23 protein-coding genes are annotated in these 25,554 nt (G+C 61.1%); 9 read left to right on the plus strand and 14 right to left on the minus strand.

Annotation, left to right across the window (positions count from 1 at the left end):
- Positions 1-37 precede the first annotated feature (37 nt).
- The 6 genes from PSH90_RS10135 to PSH90_RS10160 all read left to right on the plus strand — a co-directional run bounded on the left by PSH90_RS10135 (position 38) and on the right by PSH90_RS10160 (position 5,479).
- Positions 38-691 (plus strand): ABC transporter ATP-binding protein, encoded by a 654-nt coding sequence (locus PSH90_RS10135; protein WP_016774109.1) that lies wholly within the window; start codon positions 38-40, stop codon positions 689-691.
- The gene (locus PSH90_RS10140) at positions 691-3,159 is read left to right on the plus strand and encodes an FtsX-like permease family protein (RefSeq protein ID WP_370695122.1); all 2,469 of its coding nucleotides are present in this window, start codon (positions 691-693) and stop codon (positions 3,157-3,159) included. Before PSH90_RS10135 ends, PSH90_RS10140 begins: the two co-directional genes overlap by 1 nt.
- Positions 3,149-4,216, plus strand: coding sequence for a lipocalin-like domain-containing protein (locus tag PSH90_RS10145; protein WP_305382638.1), 1,068 nt, complete (start codon positions 3,149-3,151; stop codon positions 4,214-4,216). The genes PSH90_RS10140 and PSH90_RS10145 overlap by 11 nt, the downstream gene beginning before the upstream one ends.
- Positions 4,217-4,353: 137 nt before the next feature.
- Positions 4,354-4,596, plus strand: a complete 243-nt coding sequence (locus tag PSH90_RS10150; protein ID WP_305382640.1) for a hypothetical protein — start codon at positions 4,354-4,356, stop codon at positions 4,594-4,596.
- Positions 4,597-4,607: 11 nt separating this feature from the next.
- Positions 4,608-4,808 carry a hypothetical protein gene (locus tag PSH90_RS10155; RefSeq protein WP_056784567.1) on the plus strand — a complete coding sequence of 67 codons (201 nt, stop codon included), beginning with the start codon at positions 4,608-4,610 and terminating at the stop codon, positions 4,806-4,808.
- An 86-nt stretch (positions 4,809-4,894) separates the two neighbouring features.
- Positions 4,895-5,479: a hypothetical protein gene (locus tag PSH90_RS10160; RefSeq protein ID WP_041478611.1), complete on the plus strand. Its 585-nt coding sequence runs from the start codon at positions 4,895-4,897 to the stop codon at positions 5,477-5,479.
- 323 nt (positions 5,480-5,802) lie between these two features.
- On the opposite strand, the gene PSH90_RS10165 is transcribed toward PSH90_RS10160, so the two are convergent.
- The 7 genes from PSH90_RS10165 to PSH90_RS10195 all read right to left on the minus strand — a co-directional run bounded on the left by PSH90_RS10165 (position 5,803) and on the right by PSH90_RS10195 (position 14,682).
- On the minus strand, positions 5,803-6,630 hold the full coding sequence (locus PSH90_RS10165) for a glycosyltransferase family 2 protein (protein ID WP_305382642.1): 828 nt from the start codon (positions 6,628-6,630) through the stop codon (positions 5,803-5,805).
- Between the two features lie 308 nt (positions 6,631-6,938).
- The gene (locus PSH90_RS10170) at positions 6,939-8,327 is read right to left on the minus strand and encodes a VOC family protein (protein WP_305382643.1); all 1,389 of its coding nucleotides are present in this window, start codon (positions 8,325-8,327) and stop codon (positions 6,939-6,941) included.
- An 88-nt stretch (positions 8,328-8,415) separates the two neighbouring features.
- Positions 8,416-9,636, minus strand: coding sequence for a glycolate oxidase subunit GlcF (gene glcF, locus PSH90_RS10175; protein WP_305382644.1), 1,221 nt, complete (start codon positions 9,634-9,636; stop codon positions 8,416-8,418).
- A 2-nt stretch (positions 9,637-9,638) separates the two neighbouring features.
- The gene (glcE, locus tag PSH90_RS10180; protein WP_305382645.1) at positions 9,639-10,688 is read right to left on the minus strand and encodes a glycolate oxidase subunit GlcE; all 1,050 of its coding nucleotides are present in this window, start codon (positions 10,686-10,688) and stop codon (positions 9,639-9,641) included.
- Positions 10,688-12,187, minus strand: coding sequence for a glycolate oxidase subunit GlcD (gene glcD, locus PSH90_RS10185; protein ID WP_122880115.1), 1,500 nt, complete (start codon positions 12,185-12,187; stop codon positions 10,688-10,690). The genes glcE and glcD overlap by 1 nt, the downstream gene beginning before the upstream one ends.
- 92 nt (positions 12,188-12,279) lie before the next feature.
- Entirely contained in the window at positions 12,280-13,206 is a 927-nt protein-coding gene (locus tag PSH90_RS10190; protein WP_056784590.1) for an alpha/beta fold hydrolase, read from the minus strand.
- Between the two features lie 21 nt (positions 13,207-13,227).
- Positions 13,228-14,682, minus strand: a complete 1,455-nt coding sequence (locus tag PSH90_RS10195; protein WP_305382646.1) for an NAD(P)/FAD-dependent oxidoreductase — start codon at positions 14,680-14,682, stop codon at positions 13,228-13,230.
- Between the two features lie 188 nt (positions 14,683-14,870).
- Here PSH90_RS10195 and PSH90_RS10200 point away from each other — a divergent pair, with 188 nt between their 5' ends.
- From PSH90_RS10200 to PSH90_RS10210, 3 genes are all read left to right on the plus strand, one after another.
- A complete protein-coding gene (locus PSH90_RS10200) occupies positions 14,871-15,944 on the plus strand; it encodes a diguanylate cyclase (protein ID WP_056786785.1) in 1,074 nt (357 codons plus the stop codon).
- Between the two features lie 208 nt (positions 15,945-16,152).
- Positions 16,153-17,388, plus strand: coding sequence for a M20/M25/M40 family metallo-hydrolase (locus PSH90_RS10205; RefSeq protein WP_116658919.1), 1,236 nt, complete (start codon positions 16,153-16,155; stop codon positions 17,386-17,388).
- Between the two features lie 401 nt (positions 17,389-17,789).
- Complete coding sequence (locus PSH90_RS10210) at positions 17,790-18,092, plus strand: hypothetical protein (protein WP_056784599.1); 303 nt, start codon at positions 17,790-17,792, stop codon at positions 18,090-18,092.
- Positions 18,093-18,197: 105 nt separating this feature from the next.
- Here PSH90_RS10210 and PSH90_RS10215 read toward each other — a convergent pair whose 3' ends face one another.
- The 7 genes from PSH90_RS10215 to PSH90_RS10245 all read right to left on the minus strand — a co-directional run bounded on the left by PSH90_RS10215 (position 18,198) and on the right by PSH90_RS10245 (position 25,553).
- Entirely contained in the window at positions 18,198-19,067 is an 870-nt protein-coding gene (locus PSH90_RS10215) for an oxaloacetate decarboxylase (protein WP_024012471.1), read from the minus strand.
- A 154-nt stretch (positions 19,068-19,221) separates the two neighbouring features.
- Positions 19,222-20,256, minus strand: coding sequence for an arginine N-succinyltransferase (gene astA / locus PSH90_RS10220; protein WP_041478621.1), 1,035 nt, complete (start codon positions 20,254-20,256; stop codon positions 19,222-19,224).
- Between the two features lie 49 nt (positions 20,257-20,305).
- A complete protein-coding gene (locus tag PSH90_RS10225; RefSeq protein ID WP_150742759.1) occupies positions 20,306-21,322 on the minus strand; it encodes an arginine N-succinyltransferase in 1,017 nt (338 codons plus the stop codon).
- Between the two features lie 118 nt (positions 21,323-21,440).
- A complete protein-coding gene (locus PSH90_RS10230; protein WP_076567476.1) occupies positions 21,441-22,790 on the minus strand; it encodes an APC family permease in 1,350 nt (449 codons plus the stop codon).
- A gap of 54 nt (positions 22,791-22,844) precedes the next feature.
- The gene (locus tag PSH90_RS10235; RefSeq protein WP_150635705.1) at positions 22,845-23,597 is read right to left on the minus strand and encodes an N-formylglutamate amidohydrolase; all 753 of its coding nucleotides are present in this window, start codon (positions 23,595-23,597) and stop codon (positions 22,845-22,847) included.
- Complete coding sequence (locus tag PSH90_RS10240; RefSeq protein ID WP_305382648.1) at positions 23,581-24,912, minus strand: glutamine synthetase; 1,332 nt, start codon at positions 24,910-24,912, stop codon at positions 23,581-23,583. The genes PSH90_RS10235 and PSH90_RS10240 overlap by 17 nt, the downstream gene beginning before the upstream one ends.
- Entirely contained in the window at positions 24,909-25,553 is a 645-nt protein-coding gene (locus PSH90_RS10245; protein ID WP_305382651.1) for an isochorismatase family cysteine hydrolase, read from the minus strand. The genes PSH90_RS10240 and PSH90_RS10245 overlap by 4 nt, the downstream gene beginning before the upstream one ends.
- Position 25,554: the final 1 nt, after the last annotated feature.

The following is a 25,554-nucleotide window of genomic DNA, read 5'->3' on the forward strand; positions in this document are numbered from 1 at the left end:
GCTATCCTAGGCCCAGGTTCACTGATCGGGTTTGCCCATGCTTGAGGTTCGCGACGTTTTCAAAAGCTATGCCACGCCACAGGGATTGTTGCCGGTGCTGCAAGGCGTCGACCTGACGCTGGAGGCCGGTGGCAGCCTGGCGCTGATGGGCGAATCGGGCAGTGGCAAAAGCACGCTGCTGCATCTGGTGGCGGGGCTGGACAAGGTCGACAGCGGCAGCATCCGCAGCGGTGAACATCGTCTGGAAGCCATGAGCGAAGCGCAACTGGCCAACTGGCGACGTACGGAAATCGGTCTGGTGTTTCAGCAGTTCAACCTGATCGGCAGTCTGCGCGTGGAAGACAATCTGGCCTTTCAGGCGCGCCTGGCCGGGCGCCATGAGCCGCGCTGGCAAGCGCATCTGGTGCAGCGTCTGGGTCTGGGCGATCTGCTCTCGCGGTATCCCGAGCAACTCTCCGGCGGTCAGCAGCAACGAGTCGCTTTGGGTCGAGCATTGGCTTCGCAGCCGAAATTGCTGTTGGCCGATGAACCCACCGGCAGCCTCGATGAAGCGACCAGCGATGAAGTGCTGCGGCTGTTGCTGGAATTGCTCGATGACACGCCGACGACCCTGCTGATGGTCACCCACAGTCAGCGCGTCGCGGCGCGATTGGCCCAGCGTGTGGTGTTGTCGAACGGGCGGGTCGCCTGATGATCTGGCGGCAAACCCTGCGCGCGCTGCTCAGCCACTGGCGGCGCCATCCCGTGCAGTTTTTCAGCGTGCTGACCGGGTTGTGGCTGGCCACCAGTCTGCTCACTGGCGTCGAGGCGCTGAACAGTCAGGCACGTGACAGCTACGCGCGGGCCAGCCAGATGATCGGCGGCGAACCGCAAGCCAGCCTGAGCACGCCGAATGGGGCGCTGTTTCCACAGCGCTGGTTTATCGAATTGCGCCGTCAGGGCTGGCCAGTGTCACCGGTGTTGCAGGGCCGGCTGACGCTCAAGGGCCAGGAAGATCAACGCATTCAGGTGATGGGCATCGAGCCGGTGTCGCTGCCGTCGGATTCGGCAGTAGCCGGGCAGGCGATGCCGATCGAGCGCATCGTCGAGTTTTTCAGCCCGCCGGGCAGCACCTGGATTTCCCCGGACACCCTGCAAATGCTCGGCTTGCGCGAAGGTGATACACCGCAAACCGTAAACGGCCAAACCCTGCCGCCACTGCTCGCGCAGAAGGACATGGCGCCGGGCCTGTTGCTGGTCGACATCGGCGTAGCGCAGCGCCTGCTCGAACAACCCGAGCAATTGTCGCGACTGCTGCTACCCAAGGACTTTCATCAAGAATTACCAGCGAGTTTCACCGATCGCTTGCAGCTCAAGAGCAGCGGCGAAGAAAACAACCTCGCGCGGCTGACCGAGAGCTTTCACCTCAATCTTGATGCCCTTGGATTTTTGTCATTTCTGGTCGGCCTGTTCATCGTCCACGCCGCCATCGGCCTCGCTCTGGAACAGCGCCGAGGTTTGCTGCGCACCTTGCGCGCCTGTGGCGTCAGTGCACGAATGCTGATCGCATGTCTGGTGGTTGAACTGGGTGTGCTGGCGCTGATCGGCGGATTATTCGGTGTGATCAGCGGCTATTGGCTGGCCAGCGTGCTGCTGCCGGACGTCGCCGCCAGCCTGCGCGGTCTGTATGGCGCGGAAGTGGCGGGGCAGTTGCGTTTGAGTCCCTGGTGGTGGTTCAGCGGCATAGGGCTGAGCCTGCTCGGCGCGTTGCTGGCCGGGGCCAACAGTCTGCTGCGGGCGGCGCGCCTGCCGTTGCTGGCGGTGGCCGATCCGCAGGCGTGGCATCAACAGTATTCGCGCTGGTTGCGCCGACAGGGTTGGCTGGCGACAGCGCTGCTGACAATTGCGCTGGCAGCGCTGATCTGGGGCGACAGCCTGAGCAGCGGTTTCGTGCTCATGGCCGGGCTGTTGCTCGGTGCCGCTCTGGCCTTGCCGGTGTTGCTCAGCGCGTTGTTGAACCCGTTGCTCGGGCGCAGTCGTTCGGTGCTCGGCCAGTGGTTTCTCGCCGACTGCCGCCAGCAACTGCCAGCCCTGAGTCTGGCGCTGATGGCGCTGCTGTTGGCGCTCGCCGCCAATATCGGCGCCGGTAGCATGACCGCCGGTTTTCGCCAGACCTTCAACGACTGGCTCGAACAACGCCTGAGCGCCGAGTTGTACATCAACCCGGCCAACCCGGCGCAGGCCCGCGAGATGCACGACTGGCTCAAACAGCAGGCGAATGTGACCGCGGTGCTGCCCAACTGGCAGGTTTCGGTGACGCTGCAAGGCTGGCCGGCCGATGTCTACGGCATCATCGACCACTCCTACTATCGCCAGCACTGGCCGTTGCTCGAAAGCAGTGGCAGCGATCCGTGGGGCAAACTGGCGGCGGACGATGCGGTGATGCTCAGCGAACAACTGGCGCGACGCCTGAAAGTGAAGCCGGGCGAGCATCTGAACGTTCCCACGCCGAACGGCACATGGTCGCCGCGCATCGTCGGCATCTACGCCGACTACGGCAATCCGAAGGGGCACGTGCTGATCAGCAGTGAGCACCTGCTGCGCGGATGGCCGCAACTCACGCCGAACCGCTTCAATCTGCGTATCGACCCAGCGCAGATTCCGGCGCTGCTCAACGCCTTGCAGACGCGTTTTGCGCTAGATGACAACCGCATCGTCGATCAGGCGCGGCTCAAGGGCTGGTCGGTCCAAGTCTTTGAACGCACATTTGCTGCGACAGCAGCTTTGAACAGCCTGACCCTGGCCGTGGCGGGTGTGGCGCTGTTCATCAGTCTGCTCACTCAGAGCCAGAGTCGCCTCAGTCAGCTCGCACCGCTGTGGGCGCTGGGCGTTACACGCAAACAATTGATGCTGCTCAACCTCGGTCAGACCTGGCTGCTTGCCGTATTGACGTTGCTGTTGGCGCTGCCGTTGGGCATCGCCCTGGCGTGGAGCCTCGATGCGGTGATCAACGTGCAGGCGTTCGGCTGGCGACTGCCGCTGCGGGTGTTCCCGTTGCAGTTGTTGCAACTGATGGGCCTGGCCTTGCTCGCGACTTTACTGGCTTCGGCATGGCCGCTGTATTCGCTGTACCGCACGCAACCGGCGGACTTGCTGAGGACGTTTGCCCATGAGGACTAAATGGCTCGTGCTGATGATTGCGCTGCTGCTCGCTGGCTGCGATCAGCCTGCACCGGAGAAAAAGGGCTTTGCCGGCATGGGCGATCAGGCGCAATCCTTCACCCCGGTGGTGCCCGGTCGGGTATTCAGCTTTCCGGCCGATCATGGCGCGCATGATGGTTTTCGCATTGAGTGGTGGTACGTCACCGCCAACCTCAAGGATCAGCAGGGCAATGATTTCGGCGTGCAATGGACGCTGTTTCGCAGCGCCCTGAAACCCGTCGCCGAGCAGGCCGGTTGGGGCAACCAAACGATCTGGCTGGGCCATGCGGCAGTCACTTCGCGCTCGGTGCATCATGCCGCCGAGCGCTACGCCCGGGGCGGAGTAGGCCAGGCGGGCGTGCGCCTGGCGCCGTTCGAGGCGTGGATCGATGACTGGATGTTTGCCAGTCAGGCGCAGGATCCGTTGAGCGATATGCAACTCAGTGCTCGTGACAAGAATTTCGCTTATCAACTGCGCCTTACCTCCAGCCGCCCGCTGGTGCTGCAGGGCGACCAGGGTTTCAGCCAGAAATCCGAAGAAGGCCAGGCGTCGTATTACTACAGCCAGCCATTTTTCCAGGCCAGCGGCACGCTGCAGATCGACGGCCAGACCTACACCGTCAGCGGCCCGGCGTGGCTCGATCGCGAGTGGAGCAGTCAGCCACTCACCGCCAATCAAACTGGCTGGGACTGGTTCTCGCTGCATCTGGACAGCGGCGAACACGTGATGCTTTATCGCATGCGGCAGAAGACCGGCGCGCCTTATCTGACCGGCACCTGGATCGCCGCTGACGGGCAGATTCAGACGTTGCGCAGCGAGCAGATCAGCCTTGTGCCGCAGGATACGGCCAAGGTTGCTGATCGGCCGATGCCGGTGAAATGGTCGATCCGCATTCCAGACAAGAAACTCGATATCAGCGTTGACGCGATCAACCGCAATGCGTGGATGAATTTGCGTATCCCGTACTGGGAAGGGCCGGTGAAGATTGATGGCAGCCATCCTGGCCAAGGCTATCTGGAAATGACCGGGTATTAACGGCGGCACCGCTTTCTTCCCTGTGGGAGCGAGCCTGCTCGCGAAAGCGTCAGCGCTGTGACCGCTGAGTTAACTGACTGGAACTCTCGCCAGCGCTCTCCGCTCTACCCAGAAACCCGCCATTTTCGGACTCACCCATGAGCGACGACCTGCAACCCCCAGACCTCGACACCTGGCAGCGCCTGTTCGACGATCAAGCCTACTGGCAGAACTCCCCTGACGCTCACTACCTCCATCTGCAGCGCATCGCCGATGACCTGCTCGGCCAAGGCGCGATCGATCTTGAGCAATGGCAGTTGATGCGCGCCAAAGCCGACGATCTGCACAAGCAGTCACCCGAGGTCAACGTCGCCCGCGAACTCGAAGATCCCGAAGCCTGAGGACTCCTGCCATGAATACCACCAGCAACCAGAACGACAACCCCGACGAACCACGCCCGGCCGGTGAAACCGAGCGCGACAATGATGCCCTGCGCCCGACCGATCCCAAGCAGCGGCAGGACAGCGGCAAAGGCACGCCGAGTGGCGAATCCACTGCGCAAGAGACCGCCAAGCCACATACCCGTGGGCCACAAACCCAAGTCAAGCCCTGAACAGCGTCTATGCTCACTGGCACGCCTGCTGCAGAAGTCGTTTCGGTGGCGGGCGTCGCCATTTCATCACAGGGAAAGTAATGCATATGAAGCTCGACGCTCTGGCCAAGGCCATCACTCTCGCAACGCTGCTTTCTGCTGCCAGTTTCGGCGCTTTAGCTGCCGATATTCCGTTATCTGCCGTCGTTGAGGCCGATTCCGTTACCACCAAAGTGCTCGCCGTCGACCCGGCCAATCACCAGGTCGTGCTGGAAGGCCCCGAGGGACGTCAGGTCCACGTTCAGCTCAGCGACAAAGCGAAAAATCTCGCCAATCTCAAGGTGGGGGACCTGGTGAAGATCGAAGTGCAGCGGTCTGTCGCGGCTTATCTCGACACCGATGTAGATAAAGGTCTGCCGGGCACCACCGAACGTACCGGCGAACTGCGCAAGGCCCCGGGCAGCGATAACCCGGGCGGCGAGGCCTATCGTCAGGTTCAGGTGCAGCTGAAAATCAGCAAAATCGATTTGAAGACCAATCAGGTCACCCTCCAAGATCCGTCCGGACAATCGAAGACGCTCGATGTGAAGAAGCCGGAGATTCAGGCCAAGTTGAAAGATCTGAAAGTAGGGCAGAGCGTTATTGTCACTTATACCGATATCCTGAAAGTGACCAGTCAGCACGATAGTTGAGTATTAACTCTACAAGTTTATTGCCCTTGTACAACTTTATGTATGAGAGCAATCATATAAAGGTTTTTGTAAGACAATTCCCGGGATAAATCGGCAAAACACAGTTTTTAACTTTTCAGTGCAAAAATTTCATGTTTGCCCATGACGACAGGTCCACTTGTTTGAATTAAAATCCTCGGCGTTCGCCCAGTGTCAGGGCTCTTTACCGGTGCAAGGATTGCCAGGCCGTAACACTGGGCGAACTCCACTACTGGCGAAAGTTGTATACAGAATCTGCAAACAAAAAGGGCGACTTTGAAGTCGCCCTTTTTTATTGTTTTCGATCAAGTCGAAGCCTGCATACCGGTTTTGCCATGCTGCCCCTGCAAGCGCTTGAGTGTCTGCTGGTACATTTTTGTCCGGCGGTGATCCTTGCCATACGTGCCTGCCGCCGCGACGGTGCCGGCCTGGATGTGATCAAGGTAGCGGAAGATCGTCCGCGGCGAGAGAAACCTGACGCCATAGCCCAACCCGACCATTCGATCCTGAAGCGTGTAACCAGGCACCTCCTCATCCATGCAGAAGTGCAGTCCGAGCGACTTCATCAAACGTGCATTCCACAGCGTGCAGAAACTTTTCAAATGGGTTTCTTTATACGGGCGTGGTGGTTTCGAATGCAGCCCGAAATGAACTTTGAGCCGACGAACATGATGTTTGCAGAATCGCGAAGTTAACCGCCAGGTATCTCGCAGCCACCCACGATCAAGTTGCTCAACACAACCCACCGCCGCCATGTCCACACTTTTCGTGCATTCGCGCATCATCATCGCGAACACTTCCATGTCGTAGACAAAGGTATCGGTGTGCAGCAGAAACAAATAATCGGTCTCAACTTTCGCCAAGGCCAGATCCAGCGCCTTGCCATGGGCAATATGCCCCATTTCCTTGCCCGGCGACGGCCGCTCGATCAAATTGATCCAGTCCAGAGAACGCAAATAATCAAGGCTGGCATCCGCCGAATCGTTATCCACCACCCACACTGGAATGCCCTGCGCCTGGACATGCTCGCGCAACAGCTCCAGACACATGCGGGTGATGTCCGGAGTTTTGTAATTGACCAGAACAAGACTGAAGTTGGGATGCGGCTGGGTAGGCAGATCGAAGGCTTTCATGTCGGAGGGACTCATCACGGCTCAAGACGACAGGTTGATAAGCCGGGATGCTAGCGGGGGAAGCTTAGGTGAAGCTTAATTTGCCGATCTGATTGGTTTGTGAAAACAAGCGGGATAATTCAGATCCGACATTGTTTTCCAATAGATGCAGCGACCATTTGGTTTTGTCGCTTGTCCTGAACGGCGGTCCATCCGCAAAACCTGTGGGAGCGAGCCTGCTCGCGAAGGCGTCTTTCCAGTCACATCATCGGCGACTGTTACACCGCTATCGCGAGCAGGCTCACTCCTACAGTAGAGCGGTGCAAAATTCAGGTGAGTTTGATCCGCAGCACTTCGGCACATTCCTCAATCGACCGCCGTTGCGTCTCGGCGTACAACCCCAACTCATCAATGGTCGAACGCCCCAGCGCCTGTTCGAAAGCATGTCGATTGGAGTGTTCGGCGTAATGCGCCTGTGCGGCATCCCCCAGGTTCGACTGAAAAATCCCCGCTGCGCTCACCGGCAGGAAATCTTCGTACACCAGCGGCTCCGCTTTCACGTAGCCATCGCGCAGCAAATCCTCCAGTGACGATTCGCCAAGTCCGTGCGCCGCGATGCCCTTTTCCGTAGCGAAATAACGAAAGTACGCCATCCCCTGTTCGCGCATGCCCTCGATGCTGTCAGGAAATTCGGCAAAGTGCTGCGTCATCAGCGCGTCGTAGCGTGCGGCATTGGCTTCATTGGGGAAGTCGCCCAGTTCATCGCGAGCGGCATTCAACAAGCGGTCATACAGCGCGCGACCCTTGGGTGTCAGAGCTGCGCCGCGTTGTTCGATTTCGCCGAAGCGCGCGCTGTGGCTGCCACGGGTTTCGGGCTGATCGGTGAAGGCGATCGGCTCGTCCAGCGCTTTGAAGCTGGTCTGGCGCAGCAGGATCGGGCAATTGCGGCGTGGTGGACCTTCGATCACCGCTTTGGGTGTGATGCCATGGGCAGGCATCTGCTCCTGAACGGTGTCGATGTCCAGCGTGCGCGGGGTCAGGTGATTGATATGCGGGCCTTTGAACGCAACGACATCGGCGATCAAGCGGTGCTGGGCGCTGAGTTTCTGGTACTGCGCGGCACTGACGGTGGCGCTGTGGTGCCAGCGAAAAGTCTCCAGGGCCTGTCGGACGAATTCTGCGGCTTCGTCGTCATTCAGTCCGCCTGCCGTTTCCGCCTGTTCAATCAGGCGCAACGCCTCTTCAGTAAAAATCGAACGACGGGCCAGTACCGACTCGGCAAACGAACGCAATTCGGCGTCTTCAATCAGCTCCAGGCGCAGCAACGAGGTAAACACGCGAAACGGGCTGACCTGCAGCGCTTCTTCATGCACCGCGCGAAACGCCGTTGAATGCACCGGCACACCCGCCGGAGTCAGGTCGTAATAACCCACTGGCTGCATGCCCATCACTGCAAACAGGCGGGCGAGGGTGGCCAGTTCGCTCGCGGTGCCGACGCGAATGGCGCCGTGGCGTTCCATGTCCAGGCGTTCGATTTCGCCGGTGCGCTTGAGCTGTCCGGCGATGTCAGGCTGACGTGCCAGCACTTCGCGGTTGGTTTTTTCCACCAGTTCCATCAGCGCACCGTACAGCGGCACCTCTTCGCGGTACATGTCGGACATCGCTCGGGAGAAGCGTTGGCGGATCAGGTCGGGGCTGACGAACGGCTGCACGGTCATGAAAAAAATTCCTGCCACGGTGACGAAATGGATGCCCGAAAAGATCGCAGCCTTCGCCCACGCGGGCAAACGAAGAATCCTACGAACTTCATTCTGCCAACGACTGATCCACCAGCTCGATCCAGTGTCTGACCGGCGTGCGCCCGGCGCTCGCCAGATGGCTCTGACAGCCCACATTGGAAGTGACGATCAACTCGGGCCGGCCGCTTTCCAGAGCGTTGAGTCGATGGTCACGCAGTTGCCGCGCCAGCACCGGTTGGGTCAGCGAGTAGGTGCCCGCCGAGCCGCAGCACAAATGGCCGTCCGGCACTGGTGTGAGGTTGAAGCCGAGTCGGGTCAGCACGGCTTCCACGGCGCCGCCGAGTTTCAGTGCGTGCTGCAAAGTGCACGGGCAATGCACGGCGATGCGTCGTTCGCTGGCGGCGCACACTTGCTCCAGCGGTTCCTCGGCGATGATTTGCACCAGATCCCGAGTCATTTCGCTGATCCGCCGTGCTTTCGAGGCGTAGATCGGGTCGTCCGCAAGCAAATGCCCATAATCCTTGATGAACGCGCCACAACCGCTGGTCGTTTGCACGATGGCTTCGGCGCCATTCTGCAAGTGCGGCCACCAGGCGTCGATGTTCTGTCGAGCGCGGTCAAGACCTTTGGCCTGGGCGTCGAGGTGATAGTCGAGCGCGCCGCAGCAACCCGCCTCGCTCACCGGAGTGACGCTGATGCCCAGACGATCGAGCACCCGCGCGGTCGCGTCATTGGTGTTCGGCGACAGACCCGGTTGCACGCAGCCTTCGAGCAACAACACCCGGCGCGGATGCCGAGGAGCGGGGCGCGACCCCATAACACCCAAGTGTTGCGGCAGTTTGCTTTCCAGCAGGCGCGGCAGCAGCGGTCGAAAGGTCGCGCCCATGCGCAGCAAGCCTTTGAACAAACCGGGATTGGGCGCCAACGCACGCAAGCCTTCGCGCAGCAAGCGCTGAGCGGCCGGGCGCGGCACCGCGCTGTCGACTACTGCGCGGCCAATGTCGAGCAGGTTGTGATAATCGACGCCGGACGGGCAGGTGTTTTCGCAGTTGCGACACGACAGGCAGCGATCCAGATGCAGCTGCGTCTGCTCGGTGGCCGGTGCGCCTTCCAGCACTTGCTTGATCAGATAAATGCGCCCGCGCGGCCCATCGAGTTCATCGCCGAGCAATTGGTACGTCGGGCACGTCGCGTTGCAAAAGCCGCAATGCACGCAGGTGCGCAGGATCTTTTCCGCTTCGCCAGCCCGGGGCAATTTTCGCGATTGCTCGCTGAGGGTGGTTTGCATGGCTAGACCTCCGCGTACATGCGTCCGGGGTTGAACAGCCCTTGCGGGTCGAGTTGCGCCTTGAGTTGCCGGTGGTAGCGCAGCAGGGTTGGCGCCAAGGGTTGAAACGGCGAATCCGTGGCGCCATGGGTAAAGCACGTTGCATGGCCGCCCAAGGAATGGGCGAGTGCGTGAATCTCAGAGCTTTCGGATTTCACCCAGCGTTGCGCGCCGGCCCAGTCGATCAGTTGCTCGCCGGGCAGCTCGAGCGGGCCGAGATTGTTCGGCAATGACAGGCGCCACAGCGGCAAACCTTCGTCGAAAAAACTCAGGCGCTGTTCGTTGAGGTCGCGCCAGAAAACCGAGTCCAGCGGCTCGCCGCCGAGGCGTTGATGCGCCGCCGTTACCGAACCTTCGCCGCCTTCCAGACGCAGATACAGGCTCTGGCCATCGTGACATGCCGCGCTGATCGGCAGCGGTTGCTGGCCCGATTCGGCAAGTTTGCTCAAGGCCCGAGCGCAGTCGATATCGAGGCGAATGCTCAGGCACTGGCGCGGTTTCGGCAGGACTTTCAGCGACACTTCGGTGAGCACGCCGAGGCAACCGAAACTGCCGGCCATCAGTCGCGAAAGGTCATAACCGGCGACGTTTTTCATCACTTCGCCACCGAAGCGCAGATGCTGACCGAGGCCGGTGATCACCCGCGTGCCGAGAACGAAGTCGCGTACCGAGCCGGACCACGGCCGGCGAGGTCCGGACAGTCCCGTGGCGACCATGCCGCCGACCGTGGCGCTGTCGGCGAAGGATGGCGGTTCGCAGGGCAACATTTGCCCGGCGTCATCCAGCGCCGCAAGCAGCGCGGACAATGGCGTGCCGGCACGTGCGGTGACCACCAGTTCGGTCGGATCGTATTGAACGATGCCGCGATGAGCACGGGTGTTGAGCACTTCGCCGGCCACCTCGCGACCGAGAAAGGCCTTGCTGTTGCCGCCCTGAATCTTCAGCGGCGTGGCATTGGCCCGCGCGGCGTTGACCTGATCGAGCAGGGCGTTGGCGGCGTCGAAATCAGCCATCAGAATCGCTCCAGCTCGGGGAAGGGCAGTTGCCCGGCGTGAATGTGCATCGCGCCGAATTCGGCGCAGCGGTGCAGGGTCGGAATGTTCTTGCCGGGATTGAGCAAGCCCTGCGGATCGAACGCGGCTTTCACTGCATGAAACAGCAGTAACTCGTCGCTGTTGAACTGCGCGCACATCTGATTGATTTTTTCGCGGCCGACGCCGTGCTCGCCAGTGATGCTGCCGCCGACCTTCACGCACAGTTCGAGGATCTTGCCGCCCAATGCCTCGGCGCGATGCAGCTCCCCCGGCTGGTTGGCGTCGAACAGAATCAGCGGATGCATGTTGCCGTCGCCGGCATGGAACACGTTGGCCACGCGCAAGCCATATTCCTCGCCGAGGCTGGCGATACCTTGCAGCACAGCGGGCAATTCGCGGCGCGGGATGGTGCCGTCCATGCAGTAATAATCCGGCGACAACCGGCCGATCGCCGGAAACGCATTTTTGCGCCCGGCCCAGAAACGCACGCGCTCGGCTTCGTCCTGGGCCTGGCGCACCTCGGTGGCGCCGGCCGCTGTCATGACTTCCCGTACGCGCTGGCAATCGTCGTGCACGTCGGCTTCGACGCCGTCGAGTTCGCACAGCAGAATCGCCTCGGCGTCGACCGGGTAACCGGCGTGGATAAAATCTTCGGCGGCGCGAATGGCCAGGTTGTCCATCATTTCCAGGCCTCCGGGAATGATCCCGGCAGCGATGATTTCGGCAACCGCTCGGCCGGCCTTCTCGACTGAATCGAAACTGCCGAGCAGGACCTTGGCGACTTGCGGTTTGGGCAGCAGTTTCACCGTGACTTCGGTGATGATCCCCAGCAGGCCTTCGGAGCCGGTGAACAAGGCGAGCAGGTCGAAACCGGCTGAATCGAGCGCCTCGGAGCCCAGCGTCAGACGTTCGCCCTCAATGGTCAGCACTTCGATTTTCAGCACGTTGTGCACGGTCAGGCCGTACTTGAGGCAATGCACGCCACCAGCGTTTTCTGCGACGTTGCCGCCGATCGAACAGGCAATCTGCGATGACGGATCCGGTGCGTAATACAAGCCGAACGGGGCCGCCGCCTGGGAGATAGCAAGATTGCGCACCCCCGGCTGAACCCGCGCGATACGTGCAGCGGGGTCGATGTGCAGGATGTTGTTGAACCGCGCCATCACCAGCAGCAGGCCCTTTTCCAGTGGCAGGGCGCCGCCGGACAACCCAGTGCCGGCACCCCGCGCGACCACGGGCACGTTGTTTTGATGGCAGAGTTTCAGCAGGGTTTGCACTTGCTCCAGGCGCCGGGGCAGGGCGACCAGCATCGGCGTGGTGCGGTAGGCGGAGAGACCGTCGCATTCGTAGGGTTTGAGTTCATCTTCGCGCCAGAGGATGTCCAGGTCCGGCAGGGCTTGTTGCAGAGCCTTGAGCAATTCGCCCTTGTTCACCTCGGGCAACGGACCGTCGAGGCGTTCGTCGTAAAGGATGTTCATGGGAACGCCAACCTTCTGTCTCCGCTGATCGTTCCCACGCAGAGCATGGGAACGATCAGTTGCGCAACCTGGGGCATTGCGAATATCCATCTTCATCGCTGTCGTTCCAGAAATTCCCCGTACAGACGCGCGGTATTTCCCGGCTGTTCGACCATCGGCATGTGCCCGACGTGATCCCACACATCCACTTCGAGATTGGCGATGCCTTTGCTCCACACCGGCACGCTGCTGACGTCGATCAGGCGATCCTTGCGCCCCCACAGCAACAGCGCCGGGCATTTGATCTCGGCCAGTTTCGGCTCCATCGGCGGGCTGGCGCGGAAGTCGCGGAAGATTTCTTCGAGCTCGTCACGTTGTTGCTCGTAGCGCTGGGCGACGGCGTCCAGCACCAGCTTCGGCACCCACGGCGGCGACTCCATGGTCATCGCGTAGAAGCGCTGAAATTCTTCGCGGGAGTTGATCAGGAACGGATTGTGCCCGCGCGCCAGATGGCGCTCCATGTCGCTCGGCTCCGGTGCAGTGACGCCGGCCGGGTCGATCAACGCCAGCGAGGCGATGCGCTCGGGATAGGTTGCCGCCAGCCACGCGGCGATATAGCCGCCCATGGAGTTGCCGATGACATGGACTTTCTCCACGCCGCAGACGTCGAGCAGTTGAATCATGCGTTTGGCCTGAACCGCAATGTCGTAACCGCCGCCAGCCTTGAAGCCAGTCTCACCGTGGCCGGCCAGATCCGGAATGATCACCCGATACTGACGGACGAAATGCCGGGCGCAGCGCAGCCAGAGGTTTTTGTCGGCGCTGAAGCCGTGCAGCATCAGGATCGCGCTGGACGCCTCGTATGGCCCGCCTTGCCAGGTCGACACGGTCATCTCGGCGATCGGCACTTCGATCTTGTGCAGTTTGTACAACCTGGCCTCGCTTGCCATCGCCAGGTCGTACAGCCAATGGCCGACCGCCGGGTAACTCAACCAGCTCCAGGCCACGAAAACCGCGAGTGCGACAAACAGCAAAAGCATCGACGTCTTCCTTATACGTGTTCAGGACAAAATATGGTCGGCCGGTTTCAGCGCCCGGGTCAGCAGGTGATAGCTGAAACTGAAGCCGGGAAACATCGCGATCACATGACCGCTCTTGCTCTGGTACCAACTGTGGCAACCACCGGACTTCCACACCGTGCGCTGCATTTCCCGGTGGATCATTGCAGTGTAGGTACGTTCTGCGTCACGGCGCACTTCGATGCTGCTCAGGCCTTTGGCCCGTACGGTGCGGATGCAGTCGAGGATGTAGTTCATCTGCGATTCAATGATGAAAAGCGCCGAGGTGTGGCCAATGCCGGTGTTCGGCCCGGTGACGATAAACAGGTTGGGGAAATCCGGCAGGCTGGTGCCGAGGTACGCGCGCGGGTATTCGGCCCAGACATCTCTGAGTTGCACCGCGTTTTTGCCGCTGACCGGGTAAGAAATCACCCCGTCGGTGGCGTCGTAACCGGTCGACCAGACGATCAGATCAACATCGAGATGCTCACCGTCCACGGTGTTGATCCCGCTTTCGTCGATCGAAGCGATGCCGTGCTCGCGACTGTGCAACGTGACGTTGGCGCGGCTCAGCGCCGGGTAGTACGTGCTGGACACCAAAACGCGTTTGCAGCCGATGGTGAAGTCCGGAGTGAGTTTTTGCCGCAGCAGCGGGTCCGGAACCTGCCGCTTGAGAAAACGCAGCGCATGTCGCTGGACCAAGTGAATCGCCGGTCTCGAGTATTTGAAGGCGATCACCCGGGTTTCGAATTGCCAGTAGATCAGCCAGCGCAGCAGCTTGTACGCCGGCTTCAGACCGAGCAGCCAGCGTTGGAAACGGCCGAATTTGCGATCGGCACGCGGCAGCACCCAATGCGGCGTGCGCTGGAATACATGCAGGTGTTCGACTTGTGGCGCAATCGCCGGGATCACCTGCGCGGCGCTGGCACCACTGCCGACGATCGCCACGCGTTTACCGCGATAGTCGTAGCTGTGATCCCAATTATTTGTGTGGAAAGTCTTGCCTTGAAAGCGATCCATCCCAGGAAAGTTGGGGATGACCGGCTGACTCAACGGCCCGGAAGCGTTGATCAGGAATTGGGTTCGGAAAGTACCTCTGGCGCGGGTGTGCACCAACCAACGCTTTTCCGCTTCGTCCCATTCGACCCGCTCGACATCGGCCCCCAGCTCCACGCGGTCGCGCAAACCGAACTGCTCGATCAGCTGTTCGGTGTAGCGACGCAGTTCCGCCTGTTCGGCGAACATCTGCGACCAGCGGTAGGGCGCGAATGACAGCGAATACAGCGGCGACGGTACGTCCACCGCTGCGCCGGGGTAGGTGTTCTGGCACCAGGTGCCGCCGAAAAAATCGCGTCGCTCGAGAATGCGAAAGTCGTCGATTCCGGCCTTGAGCAGGTTGACCGCCGCGCACTGGCCGCCGAAACCGCTGCCGATGATCAACACAGCGTAGGTATGCATGTGCCCCCTTTTTATAGTTGTTTTTCCATTTCCCCTCTTTCATTTATAGCCAACTCTGGGCCGCGCGTGCGGCGCTGATAGCGCTCTATTCAGGCCGCTGGCCGGTGATGGCTATTTAGCGGCGCCCTGATAGACTCCGGACACATCCTTGTCGGGATGTAACCATGCATCGCGCGGTCGAGGCCCTTATGGGAAATACGCGAGGAAAGGGACTTTCACTGGCCAGGAGGCTGTACAGGTCGCGGGTGTTCGGGCTGCTGCTCGGGCTGATGTGTGTCAGCGTGGCGATGCACGCGCTCGATCCGCCGCTGTGGGTGTGGGGCCTGATGCTGTTCAACGGCCTGGTCTGGCCGCATCTGGCCTTTCTATGGGCGCGAAGCTCGAGCGTGCCGTTTCGCGCCGAACACCGCAATTTGCTGATCGATGCATTCATGGGCGGCTTCTGGGTCGCCGCCATGCAGTTCAATCCCTTGCCCAGCGCTACCACGATTTCGATGATGGCGATGAACAACGTCGCCATCGGTGGCGGGCGTTTTTTGCTGGCGGGCACGGCGGCACAGCTATTCGGTATGGGCGTGGGGCTGGTGGTGTTTGCGCCGGCGTTCATCCCGCCAACAACGCCGCTGCAGCTGTACGCCTGTTTGCCGTTGCTGTTGCTGTATCCGCTGGCGCTAGGCTGGATCTGCTTTCGCCAGGCCTCGACCCTCGGTCGGCACAAGCGCGAGCTATTGGCGTTGAGTCGCACCGATAGCCTGACCGGCCTGCTCAATCATGGCGCGTGGAAGGATCAGCTGAACCTCGCGTTCCAGCGCTGCAAACGCCAGCAGCAGGGCGCGGCGATTGCGCTGATCGACATCGACCACTTCAAAGCGATCAATGACACCTATGGGCATGTCGCTGGCGATATCGTCCTGCGCCAGTTGAGCAAACTGCTCAAACAGAATCTGCGCGCCACGGATGTGGCGGGGCGCTATGGCGGGGACGAGTTCTGCGTGATTTTGCCGGAGCTGCCACTGTTCAACGCGGCTCAGGCGATGGAAGCCTTGCGCGAGCGTTTTGCGGTGATGGGCTACGAGCAGAACCCGGCGTTGAAGGTCAGTCTGAGCATTGGCCTGGCCGCGTACGACCCGAGCCATGCCGACGCCACGCGTTGGCTGGATGAGGCCGATCAGGCGTTGTACGAAGCCAAGGCCAGTGGGCGCAATCGGGTGATCTGCAACAGCGACAACAAGCCGAGGCAGGCGCTGCTGGATTCGGTCTGACGGGCGAGCTGATACCTGTGGGAGCGAGCCTGCTCGCGAAAGCGCTGGGTCAGGCGGTATCAATATCGTTTGCCACGACGCCTTCGCGAGCAGGCTCGCTCCCACCGGGGTATGTGTTGTCGGTTAGATCAGTGTCGCATCCGCTATAGAGCCTTGCGCCGATGTCGGTTACGGTTGAATCCCTCCGACACGAAACAAGGACTGCTTCATGACGTTCTCCTTTCCCCGCTCTCTGCTGGCCGCCAGCCTCGGTCTGTCCCTCGCATTCTCGGCCGCAAACGCCGCCGAACCGCACAAACAAGTGCTCGCCGATGCCGAGCAGTATCAGCCCGAAGCCCTGAAATTGTTGGAGCGACTGGTCAATATCGACTCCGGCTCAGGTTATGAGCCGGGCCTGAAACAGGTCAGCGACATTGCCATCGATGAACTGAAAAAACTCGGCGCCACCATCGAACTGGTGCCCAACACCCCGGAAAAATCCAACCACGTGCTGGCCACGCTCAAAGGCACGGGCAAAGCGAAGATCCTCCTGATGGCGCACATGGACACGGTGTTCAAGGAAGGCTCCGCCGCCGAGCGGCCTTTCCACATCAAGGACGGCCGCGCCTACGGGCCGGGTGTAATGGACGACAAAGGCGGCATCGTCGCCGGCATCTACGCATTGAAAGTGCTGAAGAACCTCGACTTCAAGGATTACGCGCAGATCACCTTCCTGCTGGATGCCAGCGAAGAAACCGGCTCGGACGTCGCCACCGACCTGATCAAGAAAACCGCCAAACAGCACGACGTCACCCTCAACCTCGAACCGGGGCGCCCGGCCGATGGCCTGGTGGTGTGGCGCAAGGGCAGTGCGACGGCGCTGGTCGAAGTCAAAGGCAAGGCCGCCCACGCCGGCGTCGCGCCTGAATTGGGCCGGAACGCGGCGATGGAAGCGGCGCATCAGATTCTGCAACTGGGCAAGCTCGGTGACGAGGCGAAGAAGACCACCATCAACTTTACCGTGCTCAAGGCCGGTGATCGCACCAACGTGATTCCTGATCAGGCCACGGCCAAAGCGGATGTGCGTGCGGCAGTGCCGGAGGAATTTGATCGCATCGAGAAGGATCTGGCGCGGGTCTCGCAGGACAAGTTGATTGCCGAGACCGAGGTGAAAACCTCTCTGCAGCGCGGTTTGCCGCCGATGCCACAAACGGCCGAGTCGGATCGCCTGATGGCCATGGCCCAGGGAATTTACGGCGAGATTGGCCGCAAGCTGACCGAGGAGGGCAGTGGTGGCGCGGCGGATGCCAGTCTGTCCGCAGGCGTAGGGACGCCGACGCTGGATGGCTTCGGCATTGTCGGCGGCAATATTCACACGCCTGAGGAATATGCCGAGGTGGCGAGCGTGGCGCCGCGGATTTATTTGTTGTCACGGATGATCATGGAGTTGGCCAAGCCGCGGTGATGGGATTGGTGGTGTGAATGTTTGGGGCGGGGTGTCAGTTGACTCACCCCTCACCCTAGCCCTCTCCCCCAGGAGAGGGGACTGACCGTGTTGTTTATAGTCAATGCGGCAAGCTTAAGATTTTCTGCTGAATTCAATTTCGCATTCAACACGGTCCACCACGTCGGCGCAGATCCAGAGCATTCCCCAATCAGTCCCCTCTCCCTCTGGGAGAGGGCTAGGGTGAGGGGCTTTTGTGGGAAAAGTGGCAGTCGAGGACGGCGCACAAAAAATACCGAAAAGTCCGACAGAAGCTCTCGTTGCGGCCGTCGGGCGCGGCTCTTATAGTCTCGGTTCGCAGATAACCCTGCGACGATCTTGGCCGGTCGAATACAGAACCTGACCTTTCTGGAGTGAACTCTATGACCGACCAAGTAATGCCGCGCTATCTCCCCATCGACACCTACGACGCCGAATCGCCGGTGCTCTTCATCAATACCCACACTGAACTCAGCGACATGGCCGCCTGTGCGATGCACCGGTTTTTGGTCGTGCGCGATCTGGCCGACACTTTCGCCAGCCTCAACCTCAAGGGCATCTCCGATTGTGATCTGACGCGGGTGACCAGCGCGGTTCATCTGCTGATGCGCGAGGGCTGTGCGATTTTGAATGTGATTCAGGCGCGGGCGGCGCAGCGGGAGGAGGGGTATAAGACGCCGGTTTAGCGGTGCCGCAATAGACGCTTTCGCGAGCAGGCTTGCTCCCACAGGGGACCGCATTTCAACTGTGGGAGCGAGCCTGCTCGCGAAGGGGCCGGTGCAGCGTGTGCATCACTCCTTGACGCTCATGTACTCCTTGGCCCAGAGAATGTATTCCTCCGGCTGGGTATAGGTGTGGGTCAACTCGGTCGCGCTCAGGTCGGCGGCCTGGGTGAAGATCTGCCGCTGTTCGCGCAGGCTGTCGTAGGTTGCTTTGATCGCGGCGAAGTAGGCGCCATGGCCGTCGATGGTCACGCGCACGCCCAGTTCGGCCAGGCGTTTGTCGTCGCGCAGGGCCGGGTTGCCGTAGGTGACCAGCATTAGCGGCACTGTGAGGTGCTCGGCGATTTGTTCCAGTTGATCGAAGTCCTGCACGCCGACCATGCAGATACCGTCAGCGCCCGCCGCCTGATATTGGCGGGTGCGGCTGATGATTTCCTGATTCGGCAGAATGCCGGCGTTGGTGCGGGCGATGATGGCCATCTCGGTGTCGACCCGGGCTTCCAGCGCCGCGCGGATCTTGCCGACGCCTTCGGCCACGGTGATCAGGTCGGTGGATTTGCGCCCGAATTGCGCGGGCAGCAGGGTGTCTTCGATGGTCAGTGCAGCGACGCCCGCGCGTTCCAGTTCGACGATGGTGCGCATCACGTTAAGAGCGTTGCCATAGCCGTGGTCGGCGTCGGCGATCACTGGCAATTGGGCGACGCGGCCAATGCGCGTGGCCTGTTCGGCGAATTCGCTGAGGGTGATCAGGGCGAAGTCCGGCGCGCCAAGCACCTGCAGGGAGGCCACGGAACCGCCGAGAATACCCACTTCAAAACCCAGGTCAGCGGCGATGCGGGCGGACATCGGATCGAATACCGAAGCCGTGTGGTAGCAGGTGTCGGAGGCCAGCAGCTGACGGAAGTTACGGCGCAAATCTTGATGGGAAAGCCTGGTCATACGAGTTCCACCAATACATAAGGAATGGAAAGGCTTGAGCAAAGGTGTCAACGCCGAAGAATGAAAAGGCTATCACGCGAATGGGTCAAGAATCATGACGAATTTGCGCGGCAGGACTGGCGGCTGAAAGGTTTAATCTCCCGTGCCGGAAATATCAGGCCGCCACGGCATGTTGCTGTTGATGGGGCAGGAGCACTGCGCGCACTGAATTGCCCGGCTGCAGTTGCAGGCGCTTGGCAGTGAGACGATCGACAACCAGGCTGTTGCCCACCAGGCGACCGGGGGCCACGGTGATACGGCAGTTTTCCAGCCGGCGGTTGTGAATCAGCCATAGCGGCGCCTGCTCGTCCGGGGTGCCGAGGCTCAAGGTCAGTTCGAGGCTGTCGCGCACCGTGCGGATGCTGCGGATCGGCGCTTCGATGACCGGGCCACCGTCGAAAATGTCGATATAGCCTTTGTGCGTGAAGCCCTCGGCCTGAAGAATCTTCAACGCCGGCTGGGTGTTCGGGTGAGTCTGGCCTATCGCCGCCTGCGCCTGTTCGGTGAGCAGGCAGGTGTACAGCGGCTGGCGCGGCATCAGTTCGGCGATAAAGGCTTTGTTGCCCAGACCGGACAAGTGATCGGCGTGGGTGAAATCCATCTGGAAGAAGTGCCGGCCAAGGCTGTCCCAAAATGGCGAGCAACCGTTTTCATCGGCACTGCCGCGCAACTCGGCGATCATCTTCTCGCCAAACAGGTGCGGAAATTCGGCGACGAACAGTAGACGACCCAGCGACAACAGGCGGCCATTGCTGCCGTTGCGCTGGTCATGGCGCAGGAACAGCGAGCACAGCTCCGATTGGCCGGTCAGTTCGTTGTTGAGGAACAACGTTGGGATCTGCCGCTGAATGCCCAGGTCCGGTGCCGAACTGACGGTCACCCCAAGCCGATAGTTGTACCAGGGCTCGCGCAGGCCAACGGCGCCGGCCATCGCGCTGACACCGACCACGCGCTGCTCATCATCCTCGAGGACAAACAGGTAATCGGCATCGGCCCGTTCCACCTGTTCGGCGAACGCCCGTTGCGCCCAGCGCACCCGGTGCGCAAGTCGGTCCTCGTTGGCCGGAAGGGTGGTGAAACCTGGTCCAGCCTGTTCGACGAGGGTCATCAAGGCTGGCAGGTCGCTGACTTTTACCGGACGGACAATCATGCTCCAACTCCTTTGGCGTACCGATTCAGGCGCGGATGGCTAACGCGGCTCACAGAGCGACCAGCCGTATCGAGCTGCCTTCGCTGACTTTCAGTGCCGCGCAGATGGCGGGTGTCAGGGGCAGCGGTTGATCAGGGTGATAGTCGAGTTCGGTGACAATCGCGCGGTAGTCATGCAGGGCGTCGTTGCTGAGCAGGTAACGGCCACGGGCGTCGGTCGATACTTGTTGGCGGACAATAGCGGTCTGGCTGTCAGCGATCGAGCGAATGTTTGCGGTACGCGCATACAGGGTCGGGCCGGCGTCGAACAGGTCGATGTAGCTGTTGGTTTCGAAGCCTTCCCGCGCGAGGATGTCGAACGCTTCCTGGCCGTCCGGGTGCACGCGGCCGATGCAATCCTGCGCCGCTTGCGGCAGCATCGGCACGTAGATTGGGTATTGCGGCATCAGTTCGGCGAGGAACGTGCGGCTCTGCAATCCGCACAGACGCTCGGCTTCCGCGTACGGCAGGTCGAAAAAGTGCTTGCCCAGCGCATCCCAGAACGGCGAGTGACCCTGCTCGTCGCTGTAGCCGACGATCTCGGTGATCACCGCCTCGGAGAACCGCTGTGCATGCGCAGCAATGAACAGCAGGCGCGCTCGCGACAGCAGTTCAGAAAACGGCGTGCGCACCAACGCGGTGTCAATGTGGAAACCGCGCAGCAAGGTATGCCCGCTGAGGTCATGGCACAGCGACAACGCCGGCACGCCATGCTCGATGTTCAATTCTCGCGATGCACTGGTGAAATGGCGGTTGCGCAGGCTGTAGAACGGCTCCTTGAAGCCGGCGGTGGCAAGGATTTCCGAGCAGCCGACCAATTGCTGGCGTTCGAGATCTTCCAGCACAAAGAAATAGTTTTCCGGCCCCTGGGCTGTGGCGGCGCTGTCGAAAGACGCGCACGACGCGGCGATTTTTTCGCGCAGGTGTTCGCTGTCATCCGGCAGCGAAGTCACGCCGATCAGGCTCTCGCGGGCCAGGCGCTGTAGCTGGGGCAGATCATTCTGCTCGACTGGGCGTAAGACCAGCATGGATGTACTCCTGTATCAAAAGATTCGGCCGATTCGCCGAACCTGACTATCACTGTCGGTGTCCACGCGTTGAATCGGCGGTCGCCTGATTTGTTGTCAGACGCCGCTCTTTTTCTTGTCAGCCTTTGCTCGGATCGGGCAGCGCTGTGCTGGCGCCGAGCTTGTTGAGGAAGAACAGGTACACCAGGCCCAGGGCAATCCAGATCAGGCCGAGTTTCTGCGCATCGACGCCCATGTTGTACATGATGGCGGCGACGATGATGAAGCCGATCACCGGGCAGAGCAGATGGCGCACAAACTGTCCCGACTTCTGCCGACGCCAGTAGTGGTTGATCACCGTCAGGTGCAGCAGCATGAAACCGCTGAGGGCGCCGAAGTTGATCAGCGAGGTGAGGATGTCGACCGCGTCGATGAACAGGTAGCAGATCAGCAGCGACAACACCGCCACCAGATAAATGCTCAGGTACGGCGTGTTGTGTTTCGGGTGGACCTTGGCCAGCACCTTCGGCAGCTTGCCGTCGCGGGCCATGCCGAACAGCAGACGCGAGACGGCGGCCTGCGAGGTGATTGCCACGGCCACGCCCCAGGCCAGCGCCGTGGCGACGGCGGTCAGGGTCGCCAGCCAGCTGCCAGCGGCGATTTCGGCAATTTCATAAAACGCGGTGTCGGCGGATTTGAAGCCCATGCCCGCCGCCAGATCGGTGGCAATCCAAGTCTGTACGACGAAAATCGTGCCCATCACCGCCAGGGTGATCAGCGCTGCCTTGCCGACGCTGCGGCCCGGATCTTCCTTGATTTCTTCGGCGAGGGTGGAGATCGCGTCGAAGCCGAGGAACGACAGCACGGCGATCGACACCGCTTGCATCAGCAGGGCGAAGTTGAAGGTTTCCGGGTGATACAGCGGCGCCAGCGTCAGCTCACCGTTACCGCCACCGTTGTGCAGGGCGTTCCAGGCGTAGAACAGGAAGATCCCCAGCACCACCAGTTGTGCCAGCAGGAACAGCATGTTCATCCGCGCGGTGAAGGTGATGCCGCGCAGGTTGACGAATGTTGCGCTGACCAGAAACGCCAGGATGAAGCCGACCTTGGGAATGTCCGGGTACAAATGGTTGAGCGCCATCGCCGAATACAGGTACAGCAGCGGCGGAATCAGCAGGTAATCGAGCAGCATCAGCCAGCCAGCGATGAAGCCGACGTGTTGATTAAGGCCGCGTTGCGCGTAGGAATATACAGAGCCGGCAACCGGAAAGGCCTTGGCCATGCTGCCGTAACTCAGCGCGGTGAACAGCATCGCCACCATGCCGATGATGTACGCCAGCGGCACCATCCCCGGTGCTTCGGCGTTGACGTAGCCATACACACCGAACGGGGCGATGGGGATCATGAAGATCATCCCGTACACCACCAGATCGGTCAGCGTCAGGCTACGTTTCAACTCTTGCTTGTAGCCGAATTCTTCAATTTCCATGAAGCGCAACTCCTTGTCAGCCATCGGTCGGTTTATGTTTTATCGGTCCGTCATTTACAGCAAAGGTGCGAGGTAGCCGGCCCAGCGCGACACTGCTTCGGGGCTGCGCAGCAGATCGTTGCGCACCTCGATCAGCACTGCCTCAAGGCCCCGGGCATCACCGTGCACCGGCACGGTCATGTCGCCCAAGGGATCAATTCTGTACGGTTGGTTGCCCGCCACTTTCAGCGGGTGCGCTTGCAGGCCGTCGAGCAAACGCAGGGCATAATCTTTGGCCTGGCCGAACAACACGCCGACTTCCAGCGGTCGCGGCTGGCCGTAATACACCGGGGTGAAACTGTGAATGCCGACCACACGCACCGGCAGACCTTTGGCAATGCGCTCGTCGATCAACATCTGCAAGCGCGCATGAAACGGTTTGAACAGCGTTTGGCGCCGGTATTCGCGGGTCGCCTCATCCAGCTCGCGATTGCCAGGTATCGGGTAGATCTCGCTCTGCAGCGGGATGCTGTCCGGCGCATGGCGCGGGCGGTTGAGGTCGATCAGCAGCCGTGAATAATTGGCGCTGAGCAACGTAGCGCCAAGCTGTTCCGACAACTGTTCGGCCAGTTGCAGCGCGCCGATGTCCCAGGCGATATGTTCGCGTGCGGCCGCCTCGTCCAGGCCCAGATTGTTCAGGGCGTCGGGGATGTAGCGACTGGCGTGTTCGCACACGAGGATCAACGGATTCGTCGAGTCCTCGCGGCTCAGGGTGTAGACCGGGCGGGTGTATAACCCCAGCTCAGCGGATTCAGTACAGGCGTGCATAGTGCTCACACAGGTCAGCGGGCGAGAGCTGTTCCGTCAGCGCCAGTTCCTCGGTTTTCAGGGCGTAATACGTGTCGAGCAACGGCTTGGGCAGCCATTCATTGAAGGCTGCACTGTCGCGCAGGCAATCCAGCGCCTGGGCCAGCGAGGCGGGCAGGGCGACGATGCCCCGGGCCTTGCGTTGCTCGTCGTTGAGTGAATCGGGAATTTCGTCGGTGATCGCGTTCAGCGCCAGACGTTGTTCGATGCCCAGCCGCCCGGCAATCAGCAGCGCGGCCATGGCCAGATGCGGCGAGGCGGTGGCGTCCATGGCGCGGAACTCCAGGTTGAACTGCTGCGCGGCGGACTTGCCGGCCAAGGTCACGGTCGGGCAGATGCGAAGCGCCGCTTCACGGTTCTGCTGCCCCAGACACGCATACGACGCGCTCCAGTGGTGCGGCTGCAAACGCTGGTATGACAGCGGCGTCGGCGCGGTGAACGCGCACAGCGCCGGTAGAAAATGCAGGACTCCGGCAGACCAATGCTGGCCGATGCTCGACAGGCCGTTGCTGGTGCCGGCGTCGTACAACATCGGCTGGCCGGCCAGGTCGAGCAGGCTGATGTGCAGGTGCACACCGTTGCACACCGCTTCGGCGGCAGTCTTCGGCGCAAAACTCAGGTCGAGGCCCATTTGCCGGGCGATTTCCCGGGTGATTTCGCGCACGTTGACCGCACGATCCGCCGCCGCTACGCCGAGAGTCGGGCGGCAGGTGATTTCGTATTGGTGCTTGCCGTATTCCGGCAGAAACATTTCCGGCTCGACGCCGCCGGCGCGCAGGGCACTGAGCAGCCAGCCGCCGAATTCGGCGCCCTGGCGCTGCGCTTCGAGAGAGAACGCCGCGTGTTCGGCAATGCCTGCGTGCAGGTTGAATTCATGTTCGAAGGCGGCGTTGACCTGCAACCCCAGCTCATCGTGATAGCGCTCGATTTCATCGCGCAGCAATGTGCGTGGGCAGGCGCCCCAGGCCTGGCCGTCGGTCTCGCGAATATCGGCGTGGATGAAATCCAGCACCGGTGCATTGGCGTCCGGGCCGCTGCCGACAGTGACGCGGCTGCTCAGATCCGGAATCAGCCGCAGATCGCCGTACGCGCCCCACGGACTGCTCGAGGCGATGATGTCCTGCGGCGTCAACGCGCTGTTGGCGGGGACCCAGCCGCAACCCGCCGCCTGGTAATGCTCCAGCTCATCGCTAGGAAACGAGCGGCCCCGGGTGATGCCGATCAGGTCGGTGGTGACCAGTGTGGTCATCGGCAACGGGGTCAGGCGCGGGCTCATGGCTGCATCTCCCGCAGACGACCGAGTACGGTGTCGGTGTCGGTGATCCAGCAGTAACCCTTGATCGCGTTGAGGCAGGCGTGATGGCGTTCGGCGCTGTAAGTGGCGCAGGCGTCTTCTACCAGCGTGACCAGATAACCACGGTCGGCGGCGTCGCGCACGGCCATGTCCACACATTGGTCGGTGACGATGCCGGCGATGATCAGATGACGGGTCTGCAGATTGCGCAGCACGTAATCGATGTTGGTCGAGTTGAACACCCCGGAGGAGGTCTTCGGCAGCACGATTTCGTTTTCGGTCGGGGTCAGTTCAGCGATGACCTGAGCCTGCACGCTGCCCTTGGGCAAGTGCATGTCAGACAGTTTGTGATCCAGCGAGCGGTCGCGACCGTCGGCGGTCAGGCTTTCGATAATCGTGTGCAGCACGTTCTGCTGCGCCTGACGAAAGGCGCCAAGCAGCCGTTGCTGATTGGACACCACCTGGCTGCGCGTGCGCTGGAGAAAATATTCGGCATCCGCCTCGCGCAGGTGTGGGTCGAATTGCGGTTCGAGCCAGGCGCGCTGCATGTCCACCAGCAGCAAAGCGGTGTGGTCGACCACAAACGGCAAGTCTCGCGGCGAACGGTGGGGAAGGCTGAACATC

This window comes from Pseudomonas sp. FP1762 (assembly GCF_030687105.1).
Lineage (GTDB): Bacteria > Pseudomonadota > Gammaproteobacteria > Pseudomonadales > Pseudomonadaceae > Aquipseudomonas > Aquipseudomonas siliginis.